The sequence below is a fragment of the Steroidobacter sp. genome (genome assembly GCF_036402275.1).
Taxonomy (GTDB): Bacteria; Pseudomonadota; Gammaproteobacteria; order Steroidobacterales; family Steroidobacteraceae; genus Steroidobacter.
Window position 1 is genome coordinate 420,253 of sequence record NZ_DASWTF010000013.1, and the last position, 23,986, is coordinate 444,238.

Sequence of the window (23,986 nt, forward strand, 5' to 3'; positions counted from 1 at the left end):
AGATGCAACGACGGCGCAGCCGCCCGGTTCCCGCAAAGAGAAATCACACAAGAGAAATCATGATGGCAAGCCTCCTGGCCGTTCTTACCGGCAGCGTTCGACCTCTCGGGCGCACGACGAGTGGCATCGACAAGAAGTCGGTGAGCGGCCCACGGCGCGTGGAGCAGATGGGCCTCGTCGGTGACAGTCAGGCTGACCGGCGAGTGCACGGTGGCATCGACAAAGCGGTGCACTGCTATCCGTGGACTCACTACGAGTTCTGGCGACAGCGTCTGCCTGGGCATGCGCTACTGCAGGAGCCGGGCGCGTTCGGAGAAAACCTGAGTGTCGAGGGTATGGACGAGCAGGGCGTCTGCATCGCCGACCGGCTGCGCGTGGGCAGTGTCGTGTTCGAGGTGAGTCAGGGGCGGCAGCCGTGCTTCAAGCTCAACCTGCGATTCGGCGTGAAGGACATGGCGGCGCAGGTACAGGAAACGTTGCGCGCCGGGTGGTATCTGCGTGTTCTAGAGCCTGGCGTACTCAGCGCGGGCGATCGTGTCGAGCTCTTGGATCGCCCACATCCGGAGTGGACGATCGCACGCATCCTCACGGTGATCAGAGATCGCGAAGTGAACCCAGCGATTCTCGATCCCTTGCTCCACCTGCCGCTGCCGTCGAGCTGGCGGCGCATGTTCGAGCGACGGTTACATTCATCCGAGGTCGAAGACTGGTCGCGACGACTCGGATGAATCAAGACGGGGCGGTTATCGATCCTGCACCATCTGCCGATTAACAAACAACGCGATGAGCGTGCCGACCGCGCCGGACAGCAAGTACGCGCCGGCCCAGCCGAGGCCGAAGCGACTCGACAATTCCAGCGCGACCCAGGGTGCGAAGCCAGCGCCGAATAGCCAAGCGAGGTCGGAGGTGAGCGCCGAGCTCGTGTAGCGGTGACTCAACGGGAAGTTGGAAGCGACCGCGCCCGACGCCTGACCGAAGGCGAGACCGAGCAGCAGGAACCCGGAGATCATGAACACGATCTCGCCAAGCTCGCCGGCGGCGAGCAACTGAGGAGCGAAGCCGCTATACGCCGCGATGGCCGCAGCGGTGCCGCCAAGCAGAGTGCGGCGGCCGACGCGATCGGCGATCCAGCCGGAAGTGACGATGGCGGCAACGCCGAACGCCGCGCCGATCGCTTCGATGAACAGGAAGCGCGCCGGCCCTTCGTTGGTATAAAGGAACACCCACGACAACGGGAACACGGTCACCATGTGAAACAACGCGAAGCTGGCCAGGGGAGCGAACGCGCCGACGACGATCAGTCGGCCGTTGATGCGCAGAGTCTCGAGGATCGGAGTGGGTTGCAGTTCCTGCGTCTCGAACGACTTGGTGTACTCGGGGGTCACGACGATACGCAGGCGCGCGAACAGCGCGACCACGTTGATGGCGAACGCCACGAAGAACGGATAGCGCCAGCCCCAGCCGAGGAAGTCAGCAGCGGACAAGTGACCGATGATGTAAGCGAACAGCGCGCTCGCGACCATCAATCCGAGCGGCGCGCCGAGTTGCGGGATCATCGCGTAGTAGCCGCGCCGCTTTTGAGGCGCATTCAATGCGAGCAGCGAGGCGAGGCCGTCCCACGAGCCGCCCAACGCAATACCCTGACCAATGCGTAACAGGCCGAGCAGGTAAGCCGCGGCGATTCCGATTTCGTCGTAGCTGGGAATGAAGGCGATGGCCACCGTCGACGTGCCGAGCAGGAACAGGGCCACGGTGAGCTTCATGCCGCGGCCGTAGGTTCGGTCGATGGCGGTAAAAATTACTGTGCCGAGCGGACGCGCGACGAAGGCGAGCGCGAAGATCGCAAACGAGTACAAAGTACCGGTGAGCGCATCGACGTAAGGAAAAATCAGTTTCGGAAACACCACCACCGAGGCGATGGCGTACACGAAAAAGTCGAAGAACTCCGACGTACGGCCGATGATGACGCCGATGGCGATGTCACCCGGCCGAACTTCGCCGGCATGCGCTTCGTTGGTCCGCCGGGCATCGCGTTCCAGCGATGAAGTAGGCGCACCGGATTGCGCAACCGTCATAAAGCACTCCTCTGGATCATGGCGCACGTTATAGGCCCGAAGCGCGCATTGGACCATTGGGCAAAATGCCCAATGTCGCCGCGCGCTCGCGCCCCCTATCCTGCGCACTCGTCATGCCGAGCCCCAAATCAGTAGCGATGAAGAACTTACTCCGCGTGCTCGCGGTGCTGCCGCTCTGTGCGGTGCTGTCCGCTTGCGACATGGTGGTGCTCAATCCCACCGGCGACGTGGCCGCCCAGCAGCGCGATCTGCTGGTCTGGTCCACTTTCCTGATGCTGCTCATCATCGTTCCTGTGATGGCGCTCACGGTTCTGTTCGCCTGGCGTTATCGTCACAATAATCGCGAAGCGCGCTACGAACCCGATTGGCATCACTCGATGCGCCTGGAACTGGTGATCTGGTCGGCGCCGCTACTCATTATTATCTGTCTCGGCGCGCTGACCTGGCTCGGCACGCACCTGCTCGACCCTTATCGTCCGCTGGATCGGCTCGCGCCGGGCAAGGAAGTGCCTCAGGACACGCAGGCGTTGCAGGTCAACGTCGTGGCGCTGGATTGGAAGTGGCTGTTCATCTATCCACAGTACGGCGTTGCTACCGTCAACGAATTGGCGGTGCCGGTGAATCAGCCGGTGACGTTCCGAATCACGGCGTCGTCGGTGATGAACTCGCTGTATATCCCCGAAATGGCCGGCATGATTTACGCGATGCCGGGCATGGAGACGCGTCTGAACGGCGTGTTGAACAAAGCCGGCGTGTCGGAAGGATTTTCCGCCAACTACAGCGGCGCGGGTTTCTCCGGCATGAGATTCAAGGTGCGCGGCGTGAACGACGCCGAGTTCCAACGCTGGATCGCGACCGCGCGCATGGGTGAGCAATCGCTGACCCGCGATCTGTATCTGCAACTGGCGAAGCCGTCCGAACGTGAGCCGGTCCGATATTTCTCGACCGTCGATTCGCAGCTCTACAGCGCCATCCTCGGCATGTGCGTGGAGCCCGGCAAGATGTGCATGCACGACATGATGGCCATCGACGATCGCGGCGGGCTTGGCATGGGCGGCATCTACAACGTCGCCAAGATCGACGACGATCGCCCACGTGCGGTGTTCGGCTCCGACGCCTCGCACGTCATCGGCATGTGTACCGCGCCGGTGGTGCAGACCTTCGAAGATGATTTGTTGCCGCAGGTCGATCGCTCGCCATTGCGTGGCGCCGGCCTGCCTCGCCCCGTGTCGAATATGTCCCGTTCGCTGGTCGCGGACGCGGCCAGTCCGTTCGCGACCCGTCCGTTGAGTTCGCAGTGATGCAGTTGCCTTATCAAGATTCTCCCATTCTGCAGCTGATCTTCGGTCGCCTGAGCCCGGCGGCGCTGCCGCTGCACGAGCCCATCGTCGTCGCAACCTTCGTGGCGGTCGCCATCGGCGGCATCGCCATGCTGGCGGCGGTGACGCGCTATCAGCTGTGGGGCTACCTGTGGCGCGAGTGGATCACCAGCATCGATCACAAGCGCATCGGCATCATGTACATGATCCTCGGCATCGTCATGCTGCTGCGTGGCTTCGCCGACGCCATCATGATGAGGCTGCAGCAGGCGATCGCGTTCGGTGGGTCCGAGGGCTATCTCAACGCGCATCACTACGATCAGATCTTCACCGCGCACGGGGTGATCATGATCTTCTTCGTGGCCATGCCGCTGGTCACGGGCTTGATGAACTACATCGTGCCGCTGCAGATCGGCGCACGCGACGTCGCCTTCCCGTTCCTCAACAACTTCAGTTTCTGGATGACCACGGCGGGCGCGATTCTCGTCATGTTCTCGCTGTTCGTCGGCGAGTTCGCGCGCACCGGCTGGCTGGCGTATCCGCCGCTCTCGGGCATCCAATACAGTCCGGATGTCGGCGTCGACTATTACATATGGGCGCTACAAATAGCCGGCGTAGGAACCTTGTTATCGGGCGTCAACCTGCTGGCGACCATCATCAAGATGCGCGCGCCCGGCATGACGCTGATGAAAATGCCGGTGTTCACCTGGACTTCGCTGTGCACGAACGTGCTGATCGTGGCCGCGTTCCCGGTGCTGACGGCGGTGCTGGTGCTGCTGTCGCTGGATCGTTACATGGGCACCAACTTCTTCACCAACGATTTCGGCGGCAATCCGATGATGTACGTCAACCTCATCTGGATCTGGGGCCATCCGGAGGTGTACATCCTGATCCTGCCGCTGTTCGGCGTGTTCTCCGAAGTCACTTCCACCTTCTGCGGCAAGAAGCTGTTCGGCTACAGCTCCATGGTGTACGCGACCGTCGTGATCACGATTCTGTCGTACATCGTCTGGCTGCATCACTTCTTCACGATGGGATCGGGCGCGAGCGTCAACTCGTTCTTCGGCATCACCACCATGATCATCTCCATCCCCACGGGTGCGAAGATCTTCAACTGGTTGTTCACCATGTATCGCGGCCGCATCCGCTTCGAGCTGCCGATGATGTGGACGGTGGCGTTCATGCTCACGTTCGTGATCGGCGGCATGACGGGCGTGCTGCTGGCGGTGCCGCCGGCCGACTTCGTGCTGCATAACAGCCTGTTCCTGATCGCGCACTTCCATAACGTGATCATCGGCGGCGTGCTGTTCGGTCTGTTCGCCGGCATCAATTACTGGTTCCCCAAGGCGTTCGGTTTCAAGCTCGACGTGTTCTGGGGCAAGGTCTCGTTCTGGTTCTGGGTGGTGGGTTTCTGGGTGGCGTTCATGCCGCTGTACGTGCTCGGCTTGATGGGCGTGACTCGCCGCATGCGTTACTTCGAGGATCCGTCGTTGCAGATCTGGTTCCAGATCGCCGCGTTCGGCGCGTTCCTGATCGCGCTCGGCATCGGCGCGATGCTGGTGCAGTTCTACGTCAGCTTCCGCAAGCGCAACGAGCTACGGGACACGACGGGCGATCCGTGGGATGGCCGCACACTGGAGTGGGCGACGTCTTCGCCGCCGCCGTCTTATAACTTCGCGTTCACGCCCATCATTCACGATGGCGACGCGTGGTGGGACATGAAACAGCGTGGCTATCAGCGTCCGCTGTCGGGCTTCAAGGCCATTCTCATGCCGCGCAATACCGGCGCTGGCTTCATCATCGCGGTGTTGAGCACGGCGTTCGGCTTCGCGATGGTCTGGTACATGTGGTGGCTGGCGGCGCTGAGCTTCGTCGGCATAGTCGGCTACGCCATCTATCACACCTTCAATTACGACCGGGACTATCGCTTGCCTCTGGAAGAAGTAGTCCGCGCCGAAGAAGAGCGCACGCAGCTGTTGGCCGCGGCGGCACGGAGCTAAGCGAATGGGTCACGCACTGACTGCGGAACAAGCGGCCGCTCGCACGCTGTTCTACCAAGCGGACGAGCACGATCACGAAGCCGGCGGCAGCACGCTGCTGGGCTTCTGGATCTACCTGATGAGCGACTGCCTCATCTTCGCCGTGCTGTTCGCCACCTATGGCGTGCTCGGCGGCAACTATGCGGCCGGACCGGGACCGAAGGACTTGTTCGACCTGTCGCTGGTGGCGGTCAACACGTCGATGCTGTTGTTCTCGTCGATCACGTATGGCTTCGCCATGCTGGCTTCCTATCGCAACAACGTGGCGGGAACTCAGTTCTGGCTTGCCATCACCGGCCTGTTCGGCGCGGCGTTCTTAGGGATCGAGCTCTACGAGTTCGCGCACATGATCCACGAGGGCGCGACGCCTCAGCGCAGCGCGTTCTTGTCTTCCTTCTTCACGCTGGTCGGCACGCACGGTCTGCACGTGACGTTCGGCATCGTGTGGTTGATCACGTTGATGGTTCAGATCGGCAAGCACGGGCTCAACAAAGCCAATGCGCGCCGGCTCGCGTGCCTGAGCTTGTTCTGGCACTTCCTGGACGTGATCTGGATCGGCGTCTTCACGTTCGTTTACCTGATGGGCATGCTGCGATGAGCGCTCACGATCACGCGTCCCACCACCATTCCGGCGGCCACGAAGTCGGGCTCCTCCATGGTAATGAGCCGCCGCATGGCACGTTGCGCGAGTATGTCATCGGCTTCTTGCTCTCGGTGCTGCTCACGGCCATTCCGTTCTGGCTGGTGATGGGCGACGTGGCCTTCAGCAAGCAGACCATCGCGTTCGTCATCATGGGCTTCGCGGCCGTGCAGATGGTCGTGCACATGGTTTACTTCCTGCACATGACCCCCAAGAGCGAGGACGGCTGGACGCTGACCTCGCTGGTCTTTACGCTGATCCTCGTCGTCATCACGCTCGCGGGTTCGCTATGGGTGATGTTTCACCTCGACACCAACATGATGCCCCAGCACGAGGTCAGTCAGCCGCTGTGATCAGGCTGGCGGCGATAGCTATCGCCGCTCTGGCAGGGATCGGATTGCTGGTCAGCCTCGGCGTCTGGCAGGTCCATCGCCTCGCATGGAAGCGCGATCTGATCGAGCGCGTCGAGCAGCGAGTTCATGCGAATCCGGTGGCTCCGCCGGGTCGCGAGCAGTGGCCGAGCGTCGATCGCGCCAACAGCGAATATCTCCGCGTCACCGTCCAGGGACGTTACCTGAACGATCGGGAAACGCTGGTGCAGGCCGTGACCGAGCTCGGCGGCGGTTTCTGGGTGCTGACGCCGTTCGAGACCGTCGAAGGATTCACCGTCCTGATCAATCGCGGCTTCGTGCCGCCGCCCCAGCGCGATCCCGCCAGCCGCCCCCAAGGTCAGATCGAAGACACGACCACCGTGACCGGGCTGCTGCGTCTGAGTGAGTCCGGAGGCGGGTACCTCCGAACCAATCAGCCCGCCGAAAATCGCTGGTTTTCGCGGGATGTGGCTGCCATCGCGGCCGCCCGGGGTCTGACCGACGTGGCGCCGTATTTCATCGATGCCGAGGCATCCGACCCGAAGATCGCCGGCGCACCCGTGGGTGGGCTGACGGTGATCGCTTTTTCCAACAATCATCTGCAGTATGCGCTCACCTGGTTCGCGCTGGCGCTGATGCTGGCCGGGGGCGCGGGCCTGGTGCTTCGCCATGAGTGGCGCTCGCGCAGGCCCAATACGATGATTAGCACAACGTGAATTCGACAACATCCGTCGAGCCGGTCGCTCCGTCCCATATCGATACCGCCAATCGTAAGAACCTGGAGCTGTTGATCCAGCTGCGGTGGATGGCGGTGTTGGGGCAGGTCATCACCATTGCGATCGTGCATTTCGGGCTGCGCATTCCGCTGCCGCTGGAGCCGATGGCGTCGGTGCTCGGCGCGTTGCTGGCGCTCAACGCGCTCAGCTTTTTCTGGTTGCGGAAGCACTTGCACGTCAACAGCCAGGCGCTGTTTTTCGCGGTGCTGCTGGATGTAGCCGCGCTCACCGTGCAGCTGTATTTCAGCGGCGGCGCGACCAATCCATTCACCGCGCTTTATCTGTTGCAGATCGCGCTGGCGGCGGTGTTGTTGCCCGGGGCTGGCGCCTGGCTGATCGTGGCCGCGACCTTCATCGCCTTCCTGGGATTGATCGGCATCAATCAGCCGCTGGCCGTGGAGCCGTCCACCAGTCTGCTGAGATTGCACATTCTCGGCATGTTCGTTTGTTTCGTGCTCGGGGCGGTACTGCTCGTGTGGTTCATCAGCCGGATGACACGGAATCTTCGCGAGCGCGACACCTATCTCGCCGAGTTGAAGCAACGCGCGTCCGAAGAGGAGCACATCGTGCGGATTGGCCTGCTTGCGTCGGGCGCGGCGCATGAATTGGGCACGCCGCTCGCGGCCGTCTCGGTAATTCTCGGCGACTGGCGGCGCATGCCTGAAATAGCCCAGCATCCCGAGATGCTCCAGGAACTGAAGGAGATGCAGGCCGCCATCCGACGCTGCAAGAGTATTCTCAGCGGAATTCTGCTATCGGCGGGCGAGGCGAGAGGCGAAGCTCCGGCCGTGACCACTCTGCATCGCTTTCTCGACGAGATCGCGCGCGACTGGTCCGACGGCCGCCCGGCCGGAACGCTCCAATATCACGCCGGCAGCGGCGCGCTGGGGGAAGACGTGACCATCGTGTCGGATCAGGCGCTCAAGCAGGTGGTGACCAATCTGCTCGACAACGCCTTCGAGGTCTCGCCCGGTTGGATTCGATTGAACGCCGAGCGCCGCGGTGACATGCTGCGGATCGAAGTGCTCGACCTCGGACCCGGCTTCACGCCCGAGATGTTGGAAAACTTCGGCAAGCCGTACAGTTCGACCAAGGCGCGCCGGGGCGCGGGTTTGGGATTGTTTCTGGTGTCGAACGTGATTCGGAAATTCGGCGGTCGCGTGTCTGCCCAGAATCGCGAAGCGGGCGGAGCCACCGTCACCGTCGAGCTGCCGCTGGCAGCGTTGATGTATCGAGAGAAAGATCGTGGCTGAGGATGTCGACAACGATGACGCCGCCGTCGATGCGGGTCACGCGCAGAAGTTGCTGCTCATCGTCGAAGATGACGAGGCGCTGGCGCGCACGCTGAAGCGTTCGTTCGAACGTCGCGGCTATCGCGTGCTGACGGCGCAGAGTCAGGAAGAGGTCGTGGAGCTGCTGAAGTCCGAGTCGCCGGGCTACGCGGTGGTCGATCTGAAGTTGCATGGCGCGTCCGGTTTGTCATGCGTGCAGACGCTGCACACGCATGATGAAGAAATGAAAATCGTCGTGCTCACCGGTTTCGCCAGCATCGCGACCGCGGTCGAGGCCATCAAGCTCGGCGCTCGCCACTATCTCGCCAAGCCGTCCAACACCGACGACATCGAAAAGGCCTTCGAGAAAACCGAAGGCGACGCCGAAGTGGAACTGGGCGGCCGGCCCACGTCCATCAAGACGCTGGAGTGGGAGCGCATCCACCAGACCCTCGCCGACGCCGATTTCAATATCTCCGAGGCCGCCCGCCGGCTCGGCATTCATCGGCGCACGTTGGCGCGTAAGCTGCTCAAGCGTCAGGTCAAGTAGGCCCGCCGATTCGATCGTCACGATGCGATCGCTGCCGACGCCGCCTGCTACTTCGGAGTCGCCGGCGTCTTCCAGTTGATGACGTGATAAGTCGCCGGCCCCTCGCCGATATTACGCAGGGAATGCATCTGGTTGGATGCGTTGAAGACCACCGAACCCGGGCCCACTCGCTTCAGCTGACCGTCCACCAGCACTTCGACCGTGCCTTCCTTGACGATCACCAACTCTTCGTTGGGATGCTTGTGGGGCGCATGCGACGTTGCGCCGGCGGGCAGCGTCGTGACGTGCAACTCCAGTTCGTCCAGCGTGGCGGTCGGTGCACGCAGGAACTGGCGAACAGCACGCACTTCCTCTTGCTGGACCGGGATGTCGCGCCAGTCGATAGCTACCGATCCGATGGGCTTGGGCGCGCTGATGGCGGTGATGGCAAACGTGGCGGTCACGCAAACGGCGGCAATCGTGATGTCGCGAAATGTGATCACAACGGGCTCCTGCAAAGCTGGATTGGGCGCGCGGCAGAACAGTACGCGAAGCGCCGAGCTATTGTCAGCTATTTTCTACGGCCGTGTCGGTCGCGACTGCCAACACCGCACACATTTGTATGTAGTTTTTCTCCGCCCTGCCTCGGATTTCACGGGGATTGGAACGAGTGGCCCCCTGTTGAGTTGTGCCGATACGCGTGCTTCATTCATAGCAGAAGAGGGCTATGTCCCCGAGTCGTCCGGACAGTGAATCGATTCTCCGCCCGGGGCAGACCTGTTGGCGCGCTTCGATGGCGGAGCAGGCCACGTTGCTGATCGATGGCCAGGAATATTTCGCGGCCTTGCGGGCGACTCTGCTACGCGCACGTAAGCTGATTTTGATCGCTGGATGGGATATCGACAGCCGGGTGCACTTACCCATCTCCGATGATGCGTCCGGAGAAGCACTGACCGCGCCGACGCAACTGGGCGAGTTGCTTGGGTACCTCGTGCGGACTCGTCCGGGGCTGCAAGTCCACGTCACCCGCTGGAACTATCATTGGTTCTACCGCGACGACCGCGAGCCGGACACGCGTGAGCAACTCGAAGCCCGCGGTGTTCTATTTTACGAAGACGCCCAGCACCCAACTACCGGTTGCGTTCATCACAAGGTCGTAGTCGTCGACGATTCGATCGCTTTCGTCGGCGGTATCGATCTGACCCACAATCGCTGGGACACGCGCGACCATTCCTCGGACGATCCGCGGCGCCGTAACGAAGACGGCACGAGTTACATGCCGGTGCACGACACGCAACTGTGCGTGAGCGGCCCGGTAGTCACGGACATCGCCGCGTATTTGCGTGAGAACTGGCCCGGAGGTGGAGCACCGGCTGCAGTGCATGTGAACGACGAGTGCTGGCCGAAAGCGGTGCCGGTGCATTTTCGTCGCATCAACGTCGGCGTCTGTCGCACGTTGCCGGCGCCGCCGTGCACGGAGCCGGTGAGAGAAGTGGAAGCGTTTTATCTTGCGGCCATCGGGCGCACGGAGCGCTCGCTATATCTGGAGAACCAGTACTTCACCTGCACTCATATCGCCGAGGCCATAGCGAAGCGCTGTAGAGAAGCGCCGGCGCTGCAGGGGCTGCTCGTTGGCATGGAACGTCCGAAGACAGCAGCGGAGCTGCACACGATGGGCCACGGCATGCAGCGTTTCCATCGCGTGCTCGCGGACAGCGGGGTGACCGAACGTGTGCCGCTGGTGGCGGCGCTGAGTGGCGGTGAAGGGATCAATCTGCATTCCAAGCTGGGGCTGTTCGACGATCGTTGGCTGACTGTGGGATCGGCCAACTTGAACCGTCGCTCGATGGGCTTCGATGTCGAATGCAATCTGGTATTGGAAGCCACGACGGCTGAGCATCGTCAACGCATGGCAGAGCTGCGCAACGAGCTACTCGCGGAACATCTGCAAATGACGCCGAGCGCCATCGACCAGATGGTACGCACCGACGGGCTCGCCAGGCTCCCGACGCTTGCATGTGGCCAACGTCGATTGATTCGTTTGCGTCCTGAAACGTTGGCGGCCCATCTCGGGCCGCTACTGGTGCCGTTGTTCGATCGCGATTGTCACTGGATCCCGCCGCCAACCGCGCGTACCAAGCCGCGCGGATCGTTCGCTCAACGAGCAGTGATCGTGTTGCTGGCCTTGACCGCCGGCGGGTGGTGGGGCGAAGTGCCCGCTCTGCAATCGTTAACGAAGAGTGTCAGTACCGTGATCGAGGAGCTGCAAGCCGAGGCCGCGTTGTCACTCCGGAGCCTCGAGCCGCGCCCTCAGCCTGATGCGCGTCAGCCGCAACCTTCCGCAACAGCTTCTGCCCACGGACCCGAGACTCCGCAATCCAGGTGACTCACACTCGTCGCGTCTCACGCCCGAAGCGACGGAACAGGGCGACGCGGTAGCTCAGCCCTGCACGATGAATTGCATTCGCTTCAGCAGCTGACCTTGCGGCGTCCTCACATCCACGATCCAGCGGCCGACCGCGTTGGCGGGGAAACTTTCTTTGCGTGAATAGGTACGCCAGCCCTGCTCGTTGCCGCCGCGAATTTCAGAGCTGATGCGTTCGATTTCGCCGCGATGACGCCATTCGAACACGATGGACTGCGCGACACCGCTCGGCGCGCGAATCGCGGCGAACGCAACGACGCCCGCCGCGAGCTCCGACGTCGTCAATGTGCGTACAGGCGGGCCGGGCGTCAGATCGGCAATGGATTGTGTGATCACGCCTTGCGTCACCGCCAGACCTGCTGGTGGGACGTGTGCGCGCAAAACCCAGATCAGCAACGGTGCGAGCACGGAACAGGCAACCCAGATCCATCGGTGACGACTGGATCGCAGCGAGCGTAACGACATGGGCGAGGTCAACAACAACCACAGGCTCACGCCGCCAAGCGCGAGCGGCAACGATTCATCCAGCGACAAGTGCACCACCATGGGCACGACGACCACCGCGGCAATCAAACTGCAGTACGCATGAAACAGTAACCGGGTGGCCGCGCGCGCCGCGATCCAGCGTTCGTATAACGGATCGAGCGCAGTGAGAAGAGCGGCGCCGGATGCGACGGCGATGAATGCAATCTGCCCGACATCGCGCTGCATGGAGCCGAATAGAAACGGCAACGAAAAGAACAGCACTTCCTGCTGCAAGGACTGCGTCAGGAAGTTGGACACGAATTTGCCGATGCCCGAGCGGCGATTTTCGAGGTAACGCCGCACCAGCGGCTCGATGAGCAGCCACACCCAGCCAGCCAGAGCGGCCACCGCGATGTACCGCGCGAGGCCGGCGCCGCGCTTCACCATGGCGAAGCCGATCACGCCCGTGACGAAACTGATGCTCGGAATGAGCCAGGGAACGCGTTCAATAGCGCGCGCGATTCGCGTCGAGGCCCTCGAGGACTCGCGTTCGTTGGTCGCTGCTGCTGTGGTCGTCGAATCTGTCTCCATGTGGCGAAAGGGTCGCCGAGCCGGAGACAAAAGGGAAGGTGTTTGCGATCGGCGTCAAGGCGTCGGTGATTATCCGGCGCTCGCCGCCGAGGGCTCCGTGGGGTTGTTTTTCCGGGGCACGAAGCGCGTGAGCACTTCTTCCAAACGCTTCCGGTCGATCGGCTTGGTGAGATAGTCGTCCATGCCCGCGGCCAGGCAGCGTTCGAGCGTGCCGACCATCGCGTCGGCGGTCAGAGCGACGATGGGCACGCGAGCACCCGCTTGCTCGCGAGCACGGATGAGACGACTGGCTTCCAGCCCGTCCATGGTGGGCATCTGCATGTCCATCAGCACCAGGTCGTAACTGGAGCGTCCCAGAACCTCGACTGCTTGCGCGCCGTCGTCCACCACGTCGACCTCGCAGCCCAGTTTTTCCAGGAAACGACGGGCCACGCGTTGATTGACGGCGTTGTCTTCGGCGAGCAGCACGCGCCCGCCGACGAAGGGCAGGCCTTGAGGGACGATCGATGCGGGTTCGGCCGGCAACGATGGGTCATGCGACGCCGCCGGGCGCAGGGCGCGGTCGATGCAATCGAGCATCGCGCTGGTGCGCACCGGCTTGGGCAAGTAGCCGAAGAATGTTCCATGGGTCTCTCGCTGCAGGTCGCTGCTGCGATCGACTGGGGTCAGTAGCACCAGACGAATCGCGGACAAGTCCGGTGATCTGCAAATCTCGGCAGCGAGTGCGACGCCATCGAGTTGCGGCATGTGGTGATCGATGAGCGCGAGATCGAAGGGACGATCCGCAGCGCGTAATATTTCCAATGCCTGCTCGCCGTCCTGAGCCAGCGCAACGTTGAAGCCGGCGTCTCGGAGTTGGTCGGCAAGCGATCCTCGCGAACGCTCGTTGTCGTCGACGACGAGGACGCGGCCAGTCCGTGGGCTGGAAACGGCCGGCGAGTGAGCGATCACCGGAAGAGGCAGCCTGAACCAAAAGGTCGAGCCGCTGCCTTCGATGCTCTTGGCGCCGATGTTTCCGCCCATCGTTTCCACCAGCTTGCGCACGATCGACAACCCCAGGCCGGTGCCGCCGAAGCGACGGGTCGTCGATGTATCCGCTTGCGTGAAGGGCATGAACAGGCGATCGAGCACCGACGTTGCGATACCGATGCCCGTGTCGTGCACCGAGAAGGTCAGGCGGGCACGACCGTCGTCCTCGTCGGCGCTCTGGGCGACATCGAGCACGACTTGGCCGTGCTGCGTGAACTTGACTGCGTTGCCGACGAGATTGAGCAGACATTGACGGATGCGCTGCGGATCGCCCAGCAAACGTCTCGGCACGTCGCTCCGCACGTGCACGATCAGTTCGAGATTCTTGGCCGCGGCCTGGAACGCCATGATCGCGCCCACGTCGTCCACTAGATCGCGCACGTCGAACTCCAGCCGCTCGATGTCGAGCTTGCCGGCTTCGATCTTCGAGAAGTCGAGGATGTCGTTGAGAATCGTCAGCAGCGAGCCGGCGCTGGCGCGAATGGTCTCGGCGCAATCTCGTTGAGAGCGATCGAGCGACGTGTCGAGCAACAAGCCCGCCATGCCGATAATGCCGTTCATCGGCGTGCGGATCTCGTGGCTCATGTTGGCGAGGAAGTGCGACTTGGCCTGGGTCGCCATTTCGGCGTCTTCCTTCGCGGCCGCGAGCGCGCGAGTTCGTTCGGCGACCAGATTCTCCAGGCGCAGCGCGTTGCGGTTCAGGTGGCCGACTCGCAATCGATATAACAACCACACCAGGCCGAGCGCCGCGGTGATGCACAGGATGGAGAACCACGTGGTCTGATAGAAATGCGGCGCGAGCGTGAACCGCAGCGTGGCGCCTGTTTCGTTCCAAACGCCGTCGTTGTTGCTGGCGCGGACACGGAAGGTGTAGTCGCCCGGCGGCAGGCGCGTGTAGTAGGCGCTTCGGCGTGTGCCTGCATCGATCCAGCTGTCATCGAAGCCATCGAGACGATAGCGGAACTGCACTTTCTCGGGCGCCGCCAGGCTGAGCGCGGTGTACTGCACTTCCCATTGCGTGGCGCCGGCTTGGATACGCACGTTGCTCGCGAGCGCTTGTGACTTGCCATCGACGATGAGCGACTCGACGTTGACCGGCGGCGGCAGGGGATTGCTGGGGATGGCGCTGGGGTCGACGCGCACGACGCCGCGAATGGTCGGCAACCACAGCGAGCCGTCGGGCATCAACGTGCCCGCGCGTGTATTTCCGCCGTTGAACTCGGAAGTGCGCAAGCCGTCGGCGATGCCATAGCGACGATGCTTGAGCCTTGTCGCGCGGCCGGCAGCAAACATGTCGAGATCCTGACTCGCGATTGCGAACAGTCCGCGATTGGTCGTCAGCCAGTAGCTGTCATGTCCGTCGCGCAGGATCTGGATCACTGTTTCTGTCTGAGGCCCCGCGCCGCGGGCCAGCGATGTGACTTCGCCATCGCGGATGCGGGCCAGGCCACCGGTCGTTCCGACCCAGAGTCCGCCGTGACCGTCATCGTGCATGGTGAGCACACGATTGGAGGGCAGGCCTTGTTTGGGTGTGTAGGCGGTCAACCCGTCGTTGGCGAGTGCATATAAACCGTGCGCGTCGGTGGCGAACCACAGCCTGTGCTGGCTGTCTTCGTGAATGACGCTCGTCGTAACCGCGCCCAGCGCGGCGATCGCGGGCAGGGGCGGCTGGATCGTTCCCTGGTCGATGATATCGATGCTCTGATCGGTGCCGACGACGATGCGACCTCGCGAGTCTTCGATCATGCCCTTGACGACGTTGCCGGACAGGCCGGTGCGCTTGCTGTACTCGGTGAGCTGGCCGTCTCGATAGCGATACGCGCCTTTGCCTTGAGTGCCGAACCACAACGCGCCGTTGCGATCCACCAGGGCCGTGCGCACTCGCACGTTTTCGAGTCCGAAGCGCGGCGACAGATATTCGAATCGACCGTTGTCGTAGTGGCTCAGTCCGGCGTCGGTTCCGACCCAGGCATCCTGGCCTTTGCCCGGCGCGATGGTCCAGGACAGATTGCCGCGCAGGCCTTCGGCGAGGCCATACGATGTGAACTTGCCGTCGCGCAAACGTAGAAGGCCGCCGCCGTATGAGCCGACCCAGAGGCTGCCTTCGACGTCTTCGAGCAGCACGCGGACGTCGTTGCTGGGCACCGAGCCCGAGTCCAGCGTTACGAGCTTCGAACCGGTCAGACGAAACAATCCGGCGCCTGTGGTCGCGATCCACAAATTACGGTCGCGATCGCGTAACAGAGCGCGAATAGTGCCGCCGATATCGCGATCCGCGTGGACCGGGTGGAACTTGCTGGCATTGTGTTTGAAGAGCCGGCCCTCTTCGGTGCCGATCCAGATCGTGCCGTCCGCATCTTCATGCAATGCGCTGGCGTTCGCGGGAGCATTGGGCGCGGCGGGCAGTAACTTATAATTCGAGTCGCGGTTGTCGATGCGCAAGACGCCCTGCAGAGCCGTCGCCACCCACACCGTGCCCTCACGATCTTCGAGCACCGCCTTGATGCGGCCGGTGGGTTCGGGGCTCGCCAGATTCACCGCTTCGATGGTATCTGCGTGCTGTCTGAACAGTCCCTGCTCGGTGGCGATCCATACATCGCCGCGGCCATCCTCGATGATGTCGTGCACTGGCGCACCAGAGAGCGCAGTGTCGAGGCCGACCCTTTTGAATTGATTCGCCTCCAGCAGGAGCGCCCCCGACGCAGTGCCGATCCACAGCCGCCCGTCGCGATCGGCGCGCAGGGCTGTGATGAAATTACTGCGGAACTGCTGAACATTCCGGCGCTCGAACACCACGAATCGAGCGCCGTCGAAGCGAGCCAGACCTTCCTGCGTGCCGACCCATAAATAACCGTCACGAGTCTGCGCCAGTGACATGGGGGAGTTTTGCGGCAGGCCCTTGTCGAGCTGCCAGCTGTCGAGCACGTATTGGCTCGGCGCCTTGTTCGGCGTCAGCGCCTGCGCCGTGAGCGGCATCAGGGCGAGCACGAGCAGGGACAGCACGCATTTCCTCAACGTGCCCAGAACCTCCGTGCTCGCTCGTGTTATGGCGGGTGCGTCCATCGCACGAAAGTATCGGCATTTACAGAATCCGCCTTGAGAACCTGTCCAACGTTCCGTGACCGGAACCGACGCAATTAATGAGAACTGTGAAGCGCATCGGTCGAGGCGCGAGGGCGGTGGTGCACGTTATGGTGCATTGTCGTTGCCGGTCCGCGCCGGTTACCTCATCGTTAGCCCCTCAGGATCACCGGACCGATCGGCACTACAGTGAAAGGGAATCGCCATTGCCCCGTCTGCGGGCTCAAATTTCCGCTGGGCTTGTTCGGAGATCCGTCGGGCAACTGCAGGCAGTGCGCTTCCGAGATCGGTATTACGTACGCTCGTAACGGCGCTATCAATGCCAGCACGGTGGGCTGGGTACTGCTCCTGCCCGGTGCGCTCAACCTTTGGTTGCAGTCTCCTGTCAGGTCTTTCCTGCTTGCGCTGCCGGTTGCAGCGACCTGGTTTGTGCTGTTTCCGCGCCGGTATCGCGTGATTGGAGAGAAGGGAGCGCAGGGATGACGTTGCGGACGACCTTGGCGGCGATTAGACATCGGGCGCGCAGCAGGCCGCCGGTCGAGAAAGCCGCCGATTGCGTGGCGCTCTCGGTGCTGTTGATGAGCGCGAAATACCTTGGCTGGATGTGGCTGGCCTATGCTGGCGCCGCGCTCGGCGCCGGTAGCTTCGTGGCGATGATCTATTTTTACTTTCGTAAACAGCCCGCGGCCTCGCCATGAGAGCGACGCGTCAGGTCATGAATCGCCGCATGAAACAGATCGCCGGAATCGTGGGAGGCCTCGCAATGGTCGCCATCGGCACGCGCTCCAGAGATCTCTTGTGGGTCCTGGCCTGGGCGCCTCTTGGCATGGTGATCATGACGTTTTCCTTGAAATCGCTTCGGCGCGATCGTAAATCCATCGACGCGAAGCCGCCGCTGTAGCTGGGTGGCGCCGGTCAGCTCAACGACACCGACTGGACAGGGTCGATGCGAACGCTCGGTTCCAGCTCCTGATAGGACAGGACCGGGATGCGCCCGAGCTCGGGCTCGATCAGTTTGCGCAGGTGAGGACGAATTTCGAGCGACGTGAGCAGTACGGTCGGCGCGCGTCCTGCCGCCGGCGTGCCATGAGCAGCAAAGCTGCTCCGTAGCTTGTTCACGATTTCGCGGCGGCCCTGCGGGTCGAGCATCAGCACGGTGCCGGCTGACGTCTGACGCAGCGATTGGCGTAAGCGGTCTTCCAGCGTGGGATGGAGAACGACGGCGGACACGGAGCCGTCAGTGTTGGCGAAGCGATAAGAGATGTAGCGGGACAAGCTAGTGCGAACGTACTCAGTAACGAGTGTTGTATCTTTCTCGCGAGGCGCCCACTCGACCAGCGCATGTGCAATCTCACGCAAGTTGCGAATCGAAATATCCTCGCGAACGAGGCGTCTCAGCACATCCGTCAGGCGTGGCACGGGCATGTTTCTTTGCAGCTCGCGCTCCAGGTCGGGATATTCGTCCGCGAGACGTTTCAGCAGCAGCTGCGTTTCCTGAATGCCGATGAACTCGTCCGCGTGCTGCCGAAGAACCTGAAGCACATGACGGGCTAAGACCCTTTCCGGCCCGTCAGCTCCGGCGGCTCCATCGAAACGCAGCTCGCCCTGAGCCGCTGGAATCTCGTGAATACAAATCCGATACGCGCCGTCGGCGAGCTCGGGAATGCGGCGCATGACGATACCCGGAAAAGGCACGCCAAGATCCGTCTCCAACACCCGACGAATGACTTTGAGCTCGATTTCCAGCGCCTCGGCCCCCAAGTGGCGATCTATCGTCGGAAACACCTCGACGGACAGCGGCACCGCGAGCAAACGATCGGTCGAATCGAGCCAAGGTCTGACCAGCTCGCTCCCCTCGCGCCGCATGACCGGCATCGGTCGATCGCCAGCTTGTTTGTAACGTCGCCGATGCGGCAACAGCGTGAATCCGGCAGCGCCCACCAGGCCCGCCAGCACCAGGAACGGTAGCTTGGGAAAGCCAGGAATCAGCATGAGCGCAAAGATCACCACGCTGCCGATCAGCAGCGCGCGGGGATGTACCTTCAATTGTTCCGCGATCTCATCGCCAAGCCCGGGCGTGTTGGCCTTACTCGGATCGGCGACGCGTGTAATCAGGATACCCGCCGAAATCGACACGAGCAGAGAAGGAATCTGCGAGACGAGCGCGTCGCCCACGGTCAGCACCGCGTAGGTCTGCAACGCATGGTCGAGATCCATGCCCTTACGCAGCGTGCCGATCGCAAGACCCGCGAGAATGTTCACAGCCGCGATGATGAGCGCGGCAATCGCGTCGCCTTTGACGAACTTCATCGCGCCGTCCATCGCGCCGTACAGATGACTTTCGCGTTCCAATCGGCTGCGGCGTTGACGCGCTTCATCCTTGTCGATGAGGCCGGCGCGCAGATCCGCGTCGATGCTCATCTGCTTGCCGGGCATCGCGTCCAGTGTGAAGCGCGCGCCGACTTCCGCCACGCGCTCGGCGCCCTTGGCGATCACGACGAATTGCACGATGGCAATGATCAGGAACACCACCACGCCGACGATGATGTCGCCGCCCACGACCAGGTTGCCGAAGGTGAAAATGATGTCGCCCGCATCGGCATGCATGAGGATCTGCCGTGTCGACGCGATGTTCAGAGCGAGGCGGAACAACGTCGTGAACAACAGCAGCGACGGGAAGGTCGATAGTCCAAGCGGGGAGCTGACGTACAGCGAGACGAGCAGCAACACCACGGACATGCTCAGGTTCATTGCGATCAGCAGATCGAGCATGAGCGGCGACAACGGCAGGATCATCATGCCGATCGCCGCCACCACCAGCAGCATCAGCAGAATATTGTTTTGTAGTAGCGCCGCGCGCCAGGGAATCGAGCTGGGAATTTCCTTAGCTATCGTGGACACGTTCGCTGCTCCATATAGAGTGGTCCCGCTCAGGGCTCACGCCCGATCGAACGCGCCCATCGCAGCACTTCGGCGACGGGTTCGATCAGCTCATCGGGAATGTATTGATCGACGGGCGCCGTCGCTTGCAGGCGGCGGGCGAGGTCGACGTTCTGCATGACCGGAATGCCTTCTTCTTCGGCAATCCGTCGGATCTCGCGCGCGAGATCGCCTTCGCCTTTCGCCACCACGATAGGCAGGTCGGTCTCGCCCGCTTCGTAGTACAACGCGACGGCGATGTGAGTCGGATTGACGACCACGACGTTGGCGCGACGCAAGTTCTGAAGCATGGTCGCGTTCGACACTTCCTGGTGAATCTGCCGCCGCCGCGAGCGAATCTGCGGGTCGCCCTCCATCTCGCGCTGTTCGCGACGGACTTCCTCGACGGTCATCATGTTGCGGCGTCGATAGTCCCACCGCTGGAACCAGACATCGAAGATGGTAATCAGAATAAAGCCGCACAGCGCCGCCCACGAAAGAATGCTCAACACCCGCGTGCTCAGCGGCAAAAGCTGCGCGGTCTGGAGCCAGTGGGCCTGGAGCAAAGTCGATATCAGCTGGCGGCTCAACAGCCAGATGATTGTGACGAGTAGCAGTGTCTTGATCGTGAGCTTGATCAGCTCAATGACACTGTGACGCGAGAACAGTCGTTTCATTCCCTCCACCGGGCTGGCGCGGGAGAGTTGCGGTTTGACGGCCTCGAATGAAAAGACGCCGCCGACCTGAATGAAGGCGGCGAGGGCGCTCGCCACTACCAGCACGATGATGAGCGGCCAGATGAGATGCCAGCCTTCCAGCAACAGACCGCGCGTCCAGTCAGCCACGCTGGCCGGAGAATCGAGCGTGCGGAAATCCGCGGTCGCGGTCTTTTCCAGCAGTGCAGTCAGTCCAATCAGGAACTGAGCGCCGGCGAGCGAGAAGTACAGCACCGCTGCAAGCACCGCGACGGTGGCAGGCACGTCCGCGCTCTTAGGCACATCGCCCTTCTTGCGCAAGTCACGCAACCGCTTGATCGTCGGTTGTTCCGTCTTGGCTTGCGTGGACTGCTGGCTCATGGCGTGACTCGCTCGAACGGCGTCAGCATGGCGTCGAAACGCATCATCGGCAGCCAATCGCCGTTCGCGGCGACGATGGTTCCGTAGGCGAGCAGAAGAATCGCGAGGCCGAGCACCTTGAGCGGCAGCGTGACGAAGAACACGTTCAACTGAGGTGCGAATCGCGAGAGATATCCGACCGCGACTTCGAGCAGCAGCATGATCATGACGAAGGGCGCGGCCACTTTCACGGCGATGACGATCAGATTCAACACGCTGATCATCAGCAACTGCACCACGGCGAAATTGGATGCGAGCGGATGCAGGCTCGACAGCGGCCATATGCGATAGCTGTCGAACAGCATGCCGATCAGGGATAGCATGCCCCCAGCAATCAAGAACAGCGCCGTGAACAAGCGCATGAACAGCGTGCCCACCATCGAATCTTCCTGGCCCGACATCGGGTCGATGGTGGTCGCGAACGACAGGCCGGCTTGATATTCGATGATGGTGCCGGCCACGTACAGCGCCCAGAAGCCGACGCTCGCGACCAGGCCCAGTACCAGGCCGATCGCAGCTTCCTTGCCGACATAAAGCAGCAGACTGGACAGCGGCAGTGAAGCCGTGCTCGCGTCCTGAAAGGCCATCGGCAGCAGCGCCGTCGATAGACCGGCGACGAAAGCGATACGAATGAACGCCGGGATGCTGTTGCCCAGGAAAATGGGAATGACGCTGAATGCGACGGCCATGCGCGACATCAGCAGCGCGACCGTCATCAGAATCTGTTGCCACTGACTTTCCAGGTCCATGGTCAGCGGATGTTCGGAATGGCGTCGAACATGCGATTGGCGAAGTTCAGCAGCTCGCCGCCCAGCCACGCCGAGGTGAGCGCGATCGCGACGATGGAGGCGATCAGCTTGATGCCGAAAGAGATGGTTTGATCCTGGATCTGCGTGATGGCCTGCGCGAACGCGACCAGCAAGCCGACGACGCCGGCCACCAGCACCGCGGGCAGCGAGAGCCACAGCACGAGCAGCAGCGCTTCCTGGACGTTGGTTGCAAGTTGATCGAGGGGCATGGCGCGCTCAGCGATAGGTCAGGATCAGGCCGTGAATGAGCTTCGACCAGCCGTCCAGCAAGACGAACAGCAATAGCTTGAGCGGCACCGACACCACGGTGGGCGAGAACATCATCATGCCGAGGGCGACGAGAACGTTCGCCACGACCAGGTCGATGACCACGAACGCCAGGTAGAGCAGGAAGCCGATCGTGAACGCGGCTGTCAGCTCGCTCACTGTGAAGGCGGGTACCAGCACCATCAGGTCATCCGAGCGAAGCGCCTGTGCCTGTTCGGCGGGCCACAGCTGTTGCGCGGACTTGACGAAGAAATCTCGCTCGCGCGGTCTCGCGTGCTTGGAGAGGAATGCACGCAGTGGCTCGCGTGCGTCTGAAACGATGCGAAACAGGCTCGAGGCTTCCATGCGGCCGCTAGAGAGTCCCTGCTCGGCGCGCTCGGCGATCTGCGTTGCCAGCGGCGCCATGATGTAGATCGATAGCACCAGCGCGAGGCCGTTGAGCACGAGATTCGGCGGAATCTGCGGAAGGCCGAGGGCGTTGCGGACCAACGCCAGCACGATCACGATCTTCGCGAAGGACGTGACCATGATGGCGATCAGCGGCGCGAGCGACAGCAGCGCCAGCGTCAGCAGGACGACGACGGGATCGGGAGTGCCGGTCATACGGGCGCCGCGGCGCTTTCTTCGAGATAGACGTGAGTGATGCGGACGCCGAGTCGTTTGCCGATCGCCACGAGCGCGCCTCGCGCGATGAGGTTGTTGCCCACGCGGAGCTGAATGGTCGAGTCGCTGATGTCCTGCGGGAGTTCGAGCAGTGCGCCGGGTTGCAAACGTTCGAGCTGCGACAGCGGCAGGGTGAGTTCGCCGGCGTCGAAGGTGACCGGCACTTCCAGATTGCGCGAGGGTGGCGTGCGGTCGCTGTCGGTCGCGACGGGCTTGGCCGGAGCCTCCGCCGTTTGTGATTGCAGTTTCATGGCTAGCCCCTGAATGTTTTTGAGCTGCAGTTGGCGGTGGCGAACCGTGCCAACGGCGGCGCTGAGAGTGCCGATGCGACCGTCGACGTTGATGCCGGCCCGTGTCAGGCGAGCGGATTGCATCCAGACGACGTCGCCGATTTCGAGCTTGCGCAGTGTCGACGTCGTTATCTCGCTTCGTCCGAGGACGAGACGGAGAGGAATCGGTAACGCCTGCAGGCTTGCTCGTGGGGCCGAGTGAGCTGGCAGTTGTTCGTCGAGCCATGCCAGTGTGGCGGCGGAGCGCGTTAAGAGCTGACCGTGAGTTACGCAGCCGTCGCCTCCGCGTTGGAGGCGGAAGCCGAGCTTGATGGGCCAGTCTTGCGCTGTTTGCGGTTGCCAGCGTACGTCTGTGACTTGCAGAGATTCGGCGAGGGCGCGCGGTGCGTTCGATAGTAACGATGCGACTGCCTTGCGAACGACCAGACCGCGGAGGGCTGGCGGGAGCAGGTCGAACGGCTCGCCTATCAATAGAGGGTCGATTGCGCCGAGGTTTTCGAGCTCGATCTGCAGGGTGTGAGTGCCGCTGATGAGGGTGACGGCCAGCGTGAGATCGCTGAGTTGCACGTTGGCCCAGGAGAAGCGGAGCTCCTGACCTCGCATTTGTATCGCGGAGGGGCCGTGACGTTGCATCAGGCGCTGGATCGCTGGCAGCACCGCTGGGTCGATCGCCTCGAGCAACAGAGGGGAGGCATCGGTGGCCATATGATCGAGAAGCTCAGGCTGAGCGGCCATTGCCGTAGCCCTCTGAGATTTCGACGCGCGTTACCAGGCCGGTGCTTGCCGCGAGCCGTTCTTCCAGCTCGACTCGATTCGTCCACATGCTTCGATAGGCCGCATCGTTTCGAGCGAGCAGACGTACGCGAAGAAATGCGCCGTCGCGGATGAACTCGGCGGAGGCGCCGCCCACGATGGCGTGGTCGAGGGACACGATGAAACGACTCGCATCGGCCCGAGACGCGCGTTCCATCAGAACGCTCGTGGCCTGCTCGATCAGGCGAGCCGCCTCACTGTTGCCCGCCGCCGTCGGAAGATCCTGCGTCGTGTGAGGAATAGGCAACGAGTAATACAGAGAGCCGACCGTCGCTGGTATCGCCGACGCCGAGGAATTCACATCGCGACGCTCGCCACCCTCGGAAGCCGATGAGGTATCAGCTTCGCCGCGCTCGGCACCGGCAAGCGTCCCCACATTCAGGTTGCGATGCTCAGCATCGACCGCCGTTGCATGCGGACGTTGATGCGCAGGATTCGGGGCGTTTGGATCGCCACGCTCGGAAGCAGGCGAATTCATTGGATCGAGGACGGCGGAGGC

The 23,986-nt window shown here is 62.4% G+C and carries 22 protein-coding genes; 11 read left to right on the forward strand and 11 right to left on the reverse strand.

The genetic code is table 11. The features are described from left to right. The first annotated feature begins 59 nt into the window (after positions 1–59). Positions 60–728 carry an MOSC domain-containing protein gene (locus VGD45_RS06660; protein ID WP_331154493.1) on the forward strand — a complete coding sequence of 223 codons (669 nt, stop codon included), beginning with the start codon at positions 60–62 and terminating at the stop codon, positions 726–728. 15 nt (positions 729–743) lie between these two features. On the opposite strand, the gene VGD45_RS06665 is transcribed toward VGD45_RS06660, so the two are convergent. Continuing rightward, positions 744–2,075 (reverse strand): MFS transporter, encoded by a 1,332-nt coding sequence (locus VGD45_RS06665; protein ID WP_331154494.1) that lies wholly within the window; start codon positions 2,073–2,075, stop codon positions 744–746. Between the two features lie 137 nt (positions 2,076–2,212). Between VGD45_RS06665 and cyoA the strand changes: the two genes are divergently transcribed. Genes cyoA through VGD45_RS06700 form a run of 7 tightly spaced genes read left to right on the forward strand, consistent with a single transcriptional unit; the run spans position 2,213 to position 9,041 of the window. Beyond that, entirely contained in the window at positions 2,213–3,376 is a 1,164-nt protein-coding gene (gene cyoA / locus VGD45_RS06670; RefSeq protein WP_331154495.1) for a ubiquinol oxidase subunit II, read from the forward strand. Next, positions 3,376–5,394: a cytochrome o ubiquinol oxidase subunit I gene (cyoB, locus tag VGD45_RS06675; protein WP_331154565.1), complete on the forward strand. Its 2,019-nt coding sequence runs from the start codon at positions 3,376–3,378 to the stop codon at positions 5,392–5,394. Before cyoA ends, cyoB begins: the two co-directional genes overlap by 1 nt. Before the next feature lie 4 nt (positions 5,395–5,398). Then, positions 5,399–6,031 carry a cytochrome o ubiquinol oxidase subunit III gene (gene cyoC, locus VGD45_RS06680; protein ID WP_331154496.1) on the forward strand — a complete coding sequence of 211 codons (633 nt, stop codon included), beginning with the start codon at positions 5,399–5,401 and terminating at the stop codon, positions 6,029–6,031. Further along, positions 6,028–6,426 carry a cytochrome o ubiquinol oxidase subunit IV gene (gene cyoD, locus VGD45_RS06685; protein WP_331154497.1) on the forward strand — a complete coding sequence of 133 codons (399 nt, stop codon included), beginning with the start codon at positions 6,028–6,030 and terminating at the stop codon, positions 6,424–6,426. The genes cyoC and cyoD overlap by 4 nt, the downstream gene beginning before the upstream one ends. Next, positions 6,363–7,160 (forward strand): SURF1 family protein, encoded by a 798-nt coding sequence (locus tag VGD45_RS06690; RefSeq protein ID WP_414717559.1) that lies wholly within the window; start codon positions 6,363–6,365, stop codon positions 7,158–7,160. Before cyoD ends, VGD45_RS06690 begins: the two co-directional genes overlap by 64 nt. Beyond that, positions 7,157–8,473 carry an ATP-binding protein gene (locus VGD45_RS06695; protein WP_331154499.1) on the forward strand — a complete coding sequence of 439 codons (1,317 nt, stop codon included), beginning with the start codon at positions 7,157–7,159 and terminating at the stop codon, positions 8,471–8,473. Before VGD45_RS06690 ends, VGD45_RS06695 begins: the two co-directional genes overlap by 4 nt. After that, the gene (locus tag VGD45_RS06700; protein WP_331154500.1) at positions 8,466–9,041 is read left to right on the forward strand and encodes a response regulator transcription factor; all 576 of its coding nucleotides are present in this window, start codon (positions 8,466–8,468) and stop codon (positions 9,039–9,041) included. The genes VGD45_RS06695 and VGD45_RS06700 overlap by 8 nt, the downstream gene beginning before the upstream one ends. 47 nt (positions 9,042–9,088) lie before the next feature. On the opposite strand, the gene VGD45_RS06705 is transcribed toward VGD45_RS06700, so the two are convergent. Then, positions 9,089–9,523 carry a cupin domain-containing protein gene (locus VGD45_RS06705; protein WP_331154501.1) on the reverse strand — a complete coding sequence of 145 codons (435 nt, stop codon included), beginning with the start codon at positions 9,521–9,523 and terminating at the stop codon, positions 9,089–9,091. Between the two features lie 224 nt (positions 9,524–9,747). On the opposite strand from VGD45_RS06705, the gene VGD45_RS06710 reads away from it, so the two are divergent. Continuing rightward, a complete protein-coding gene (locus tag VGD45_RS06710; RefSeq protein ID WP_331154502.1) occupies positions 9,748–11,406 on the forward strand; it encodes a phospholipase D-like domain-containing protein in 1,659 nt (552 codons plus the stop codon). A gap of 54 nt (positions 11,407–11,460) precedes the next feature. On the opposite strand, the gene VGD45_RS06715 is transcribed toward VGD45_RS06710, so the two are convergent. Together VGD45_RS06715 and VGD45_RS06720 are read right to left on the reverse strand one after the other, a co-directional pair. Continuing rightward, a complete protein-coding gene (locus VGD45_RS06715) occupies positions 11,461–12,501 on the reverse strand; it encodes a DUF5924 family protein (protein ID WP_331154503.1) in 1,041 nt (346 codons plus the stop codon). 69 nt (positions 12,502–12,570) lie between these two features. Further along, positions 12,571–16,533 (reverse strand): two-component regulator propeller domain-containing protein, encoded by a 3,963-nt coding sequence (locus VGD45_RS06720; RefSeq protein WP_331154504.1) that lies wholly within the window; start codon positions 16,531–16,533, stop codon positions 12,571–12,573. Between the two features lie 557 nt (positions 16,534–17,090). Between VGD45_RS06720 and VGD45_RS06725 the strand changes: the two genes are divergently transcribed. Both VGD45_RS06725 and VGD45_RS06730 read left to right on the forward strand, forming a co-directional pair. Then, the gene (locus tag VGD45_RS06725) at positions 17,091–17,309 is read left to right on the forward strand and encodes a hypothetical protein (protein WP_331154505.1); all 219 of its coding nucleotides are present in this window, start codon (positions 17,091–17,093) and stop codon (positions 17,307–17,309) included. A 29-nt stretch (positions 17,310–17,338) separates the two neighbouring features. After that, on the forward strand, positions 17,339–17,512 hold the full coding sequence (locus VGD45_RS06730) for a hypothetical protein (RefSeq protein ID WP_331154506.1): 174 nt from the start codon (positions 17,339–17,341) through the stop codon (positions 17,510–17,512). Between the two features lie 14 nt (positions 17,513–17,526). On the opposite strand, the gene VGD45_RS06735 is transcribed toward VGD45_RS06730, so the two are convergent. From VGD45_RS06735 to VGD45_RS06765, 7 genes are read right to left on the reverse strand one after another with little or no spacing between them, the layout of a single operon-like run. After that, a complete protein-coding gene (locus VGD45_RS06735) occupies positions 17,527–19,512 on the reverse strand; it encodes a flagellar biosynthesis protein FlhA (protein WP_331154507.1) in 1,986 nt (661 codons plus the stop codon). Between the two features lie 29 nt (positions 19,513–19,541). Further along, positions 19,542–20,606, reverse strand: coding sequence for an EscU/YscU/HrcU family type III secretion system export apparatus switch protein (locus VGD45_RS06740; RefSeq protein WP_331154508.1), 1,065 nt, complete (start codon positions 20,604–20,606; stop codon positions 19,542–19,544). Continuing rightward, on the reverse strand, positions 20,603–21,394 hold the full coding sequence (gene sctT, locus VGD45_RS06745) for a type III secretion system export apparatus subunit SctT (RefSeq protein WP_331154509.1): 792 nt from the start codon (positions 21,392–21,394) through the stop codon (positions 20,603–20,605). The genes VGD45_RS06740 and sctT overlap by 4 nt, the downstream gene beginning before the upstream one ends. 2 nt (positions 21,395–21,396) lie before the next feature. Next, complete coding sequence (gene sctS / locus VGD45_RS06750; protein ID WP_331154510.1) at positions 21,397–21,663, reverse strand: type III secretion system export apparatus subunit SctS; 267 nt, start codon at positions 21,661–21,663, stop codon at positions 21,397–21,399. A 7-nt stretch (positions 21,664–21,670) separates the two neighbouring features. Beyond that, entirely contained in the window at positions 21,671–22,324 is a 654-nt protein-coding gene (sctR, locus tag VGD45_RS06755; protein WP_331154511.1) for a type III secretion system export apparatus subunit SctR, read from the reverse strand. After that, on the reverse strand, positions 22,321–23,409 hold the full coding sequence (sctQ, locus tag VGD45_RS06760; protein ID WP_331154512.1) for a type III secretion system cytoplasmic ring protein SctQ: 1,089 nt from the start codon (positions 23,407–23,409) through the stop codon (positions 22,321–22,323). The genes sctR and sctQ overlap by 4 nt, the downstream gene beginning before the upstream one ends. Beyond that, entirely contained in the window at positions 23,393–23,965 is a 573-nt protein-coding gene (locus VGD45_RS06765; RefSeq protein WP_331154513.1) for a hypothetical protein, read from the reverse strand. The genes sctQ and VGD45_RS06765 overlap by 17 nt, the downstream gene beginning before the upstream one ends. Positions 23,966–23,986 lie beyond the last annotated feature (21 nt).

Bases quoted from the DNA above. Each gene is read 5' to 3' on its own strand.
- VGD45_RS06660 (WP_331154493.1), top strand. From the start codon at position 60: ATGATGGCAAGCCTCCTGGCCGTTCTTACCGGCAGCGTTCGACCTCTC.
- VGD45_RS06665 (WP_331154494.1), bottom strand. From the start codon at position 2,075: ATGACGGTTGCGCAATCCGGTGCGCCTACTTCATCGCTGGAACGCGAT.
- cyoA (WP_331154495.1), top strand. From the start codon at position 2,213: ATGAAGAACTTACTCCGCGTGCTCGCGGTGCTGCCGCTCTGTGCGGTG.
- cyoB (WP_331154565.1), top strand. From the start codon at position 3,376: ATGCAGTTGCCTTATCAAGATTCTCCCATTCTGCAGCTGATCTTCGGT.
- cyoC (WP_331154496.1), top strand. From the start codon at position 5,399: ATGGGTCACGCACTGACTGCGGAACAAGCGGCCGCTCGCACGCTGTTC.
- cyoD (WP_331154497.1), top strand. From the start codon at position 6,028: ATGAGCGCTCACGATCACGCGTCCCACCACCATTCCGGCGGCCACGAA.
- VGD45_RS06690 (WP_414717559.1), top strand. From the start codon at position 6,363: ATGGGTGATGTTTCACCTCGACACCAACATGATGCCCCAGCACGAGGT.
- VGD45_RS06710 (WP_331154502.1), top strand. From the start codon at position 9,748: ATGTCCCCGAGTCGTCCGGACAGTGAATCGATTCTCCGCCCGGGGCAG.
- VGD45_RS06715 (WP_331154503.1), bottom strand. From the start codon at position 12,501: ATGGAGACAGATTCGACGACCACAGCAGCAGCGACCAACGAACGCGAG.
- VGD45_RS06725 (WP_331154505.1), top strand. From the start codon at position 17,091: ATGACGTTGCGGACGACCTTGGCGGCGATTAGACATCGGGCGCGCAGC.
- VGD45_RS06730 (WP_331154506.1), top strand. From the start codon at position 17,339: ATGAAACAGATCGCCGGAATCGTGGGAGGCCTCGCAATGGTCGCCATC.
- VGD45_RS06740 (WP_331154508.1), bottom strand. From the start codon at position 20,606: ATGAGCCAGCAGTCCACGCAAGCCAAGACGGAACAACCGACGATCAAG.
- sctT (WP_331154509.1), bottom strand. From the start codon at position 21,394: ATGGACCTGGAAAGTCAGTGGCAACAGATTCTGATGACGGTCGCGCTG.
- sctS (WP_331154510.1), bottom strand. From the start codon at position 21,663: ATGCCCCTCGATCAACTTGCAACCAACGTCCAGGAAGCGCTGCTGCTC.
- sctR (WP_331154511.1), bottom strand. From the start codon at position 22,324: ATGACCGGCACTCCCGATCCCGTCGTCGTCCTGCTGACGCTGGCGCTG.
- sctQ (WP_331154512.1), bottom strand. From the start codon at position 23,409: ATGGCCGCTCAGCCTGAGCTTCTCGATCATATGGCCACCGATGCCTCC.
- VGD45_RS06765 (WP_331154513.1), bottom strand. From the start codon at position 23,965: ATGAATTCGCCTGCTTCCGAGCGTGGCGATCCAAACGCCCCGAATCCT.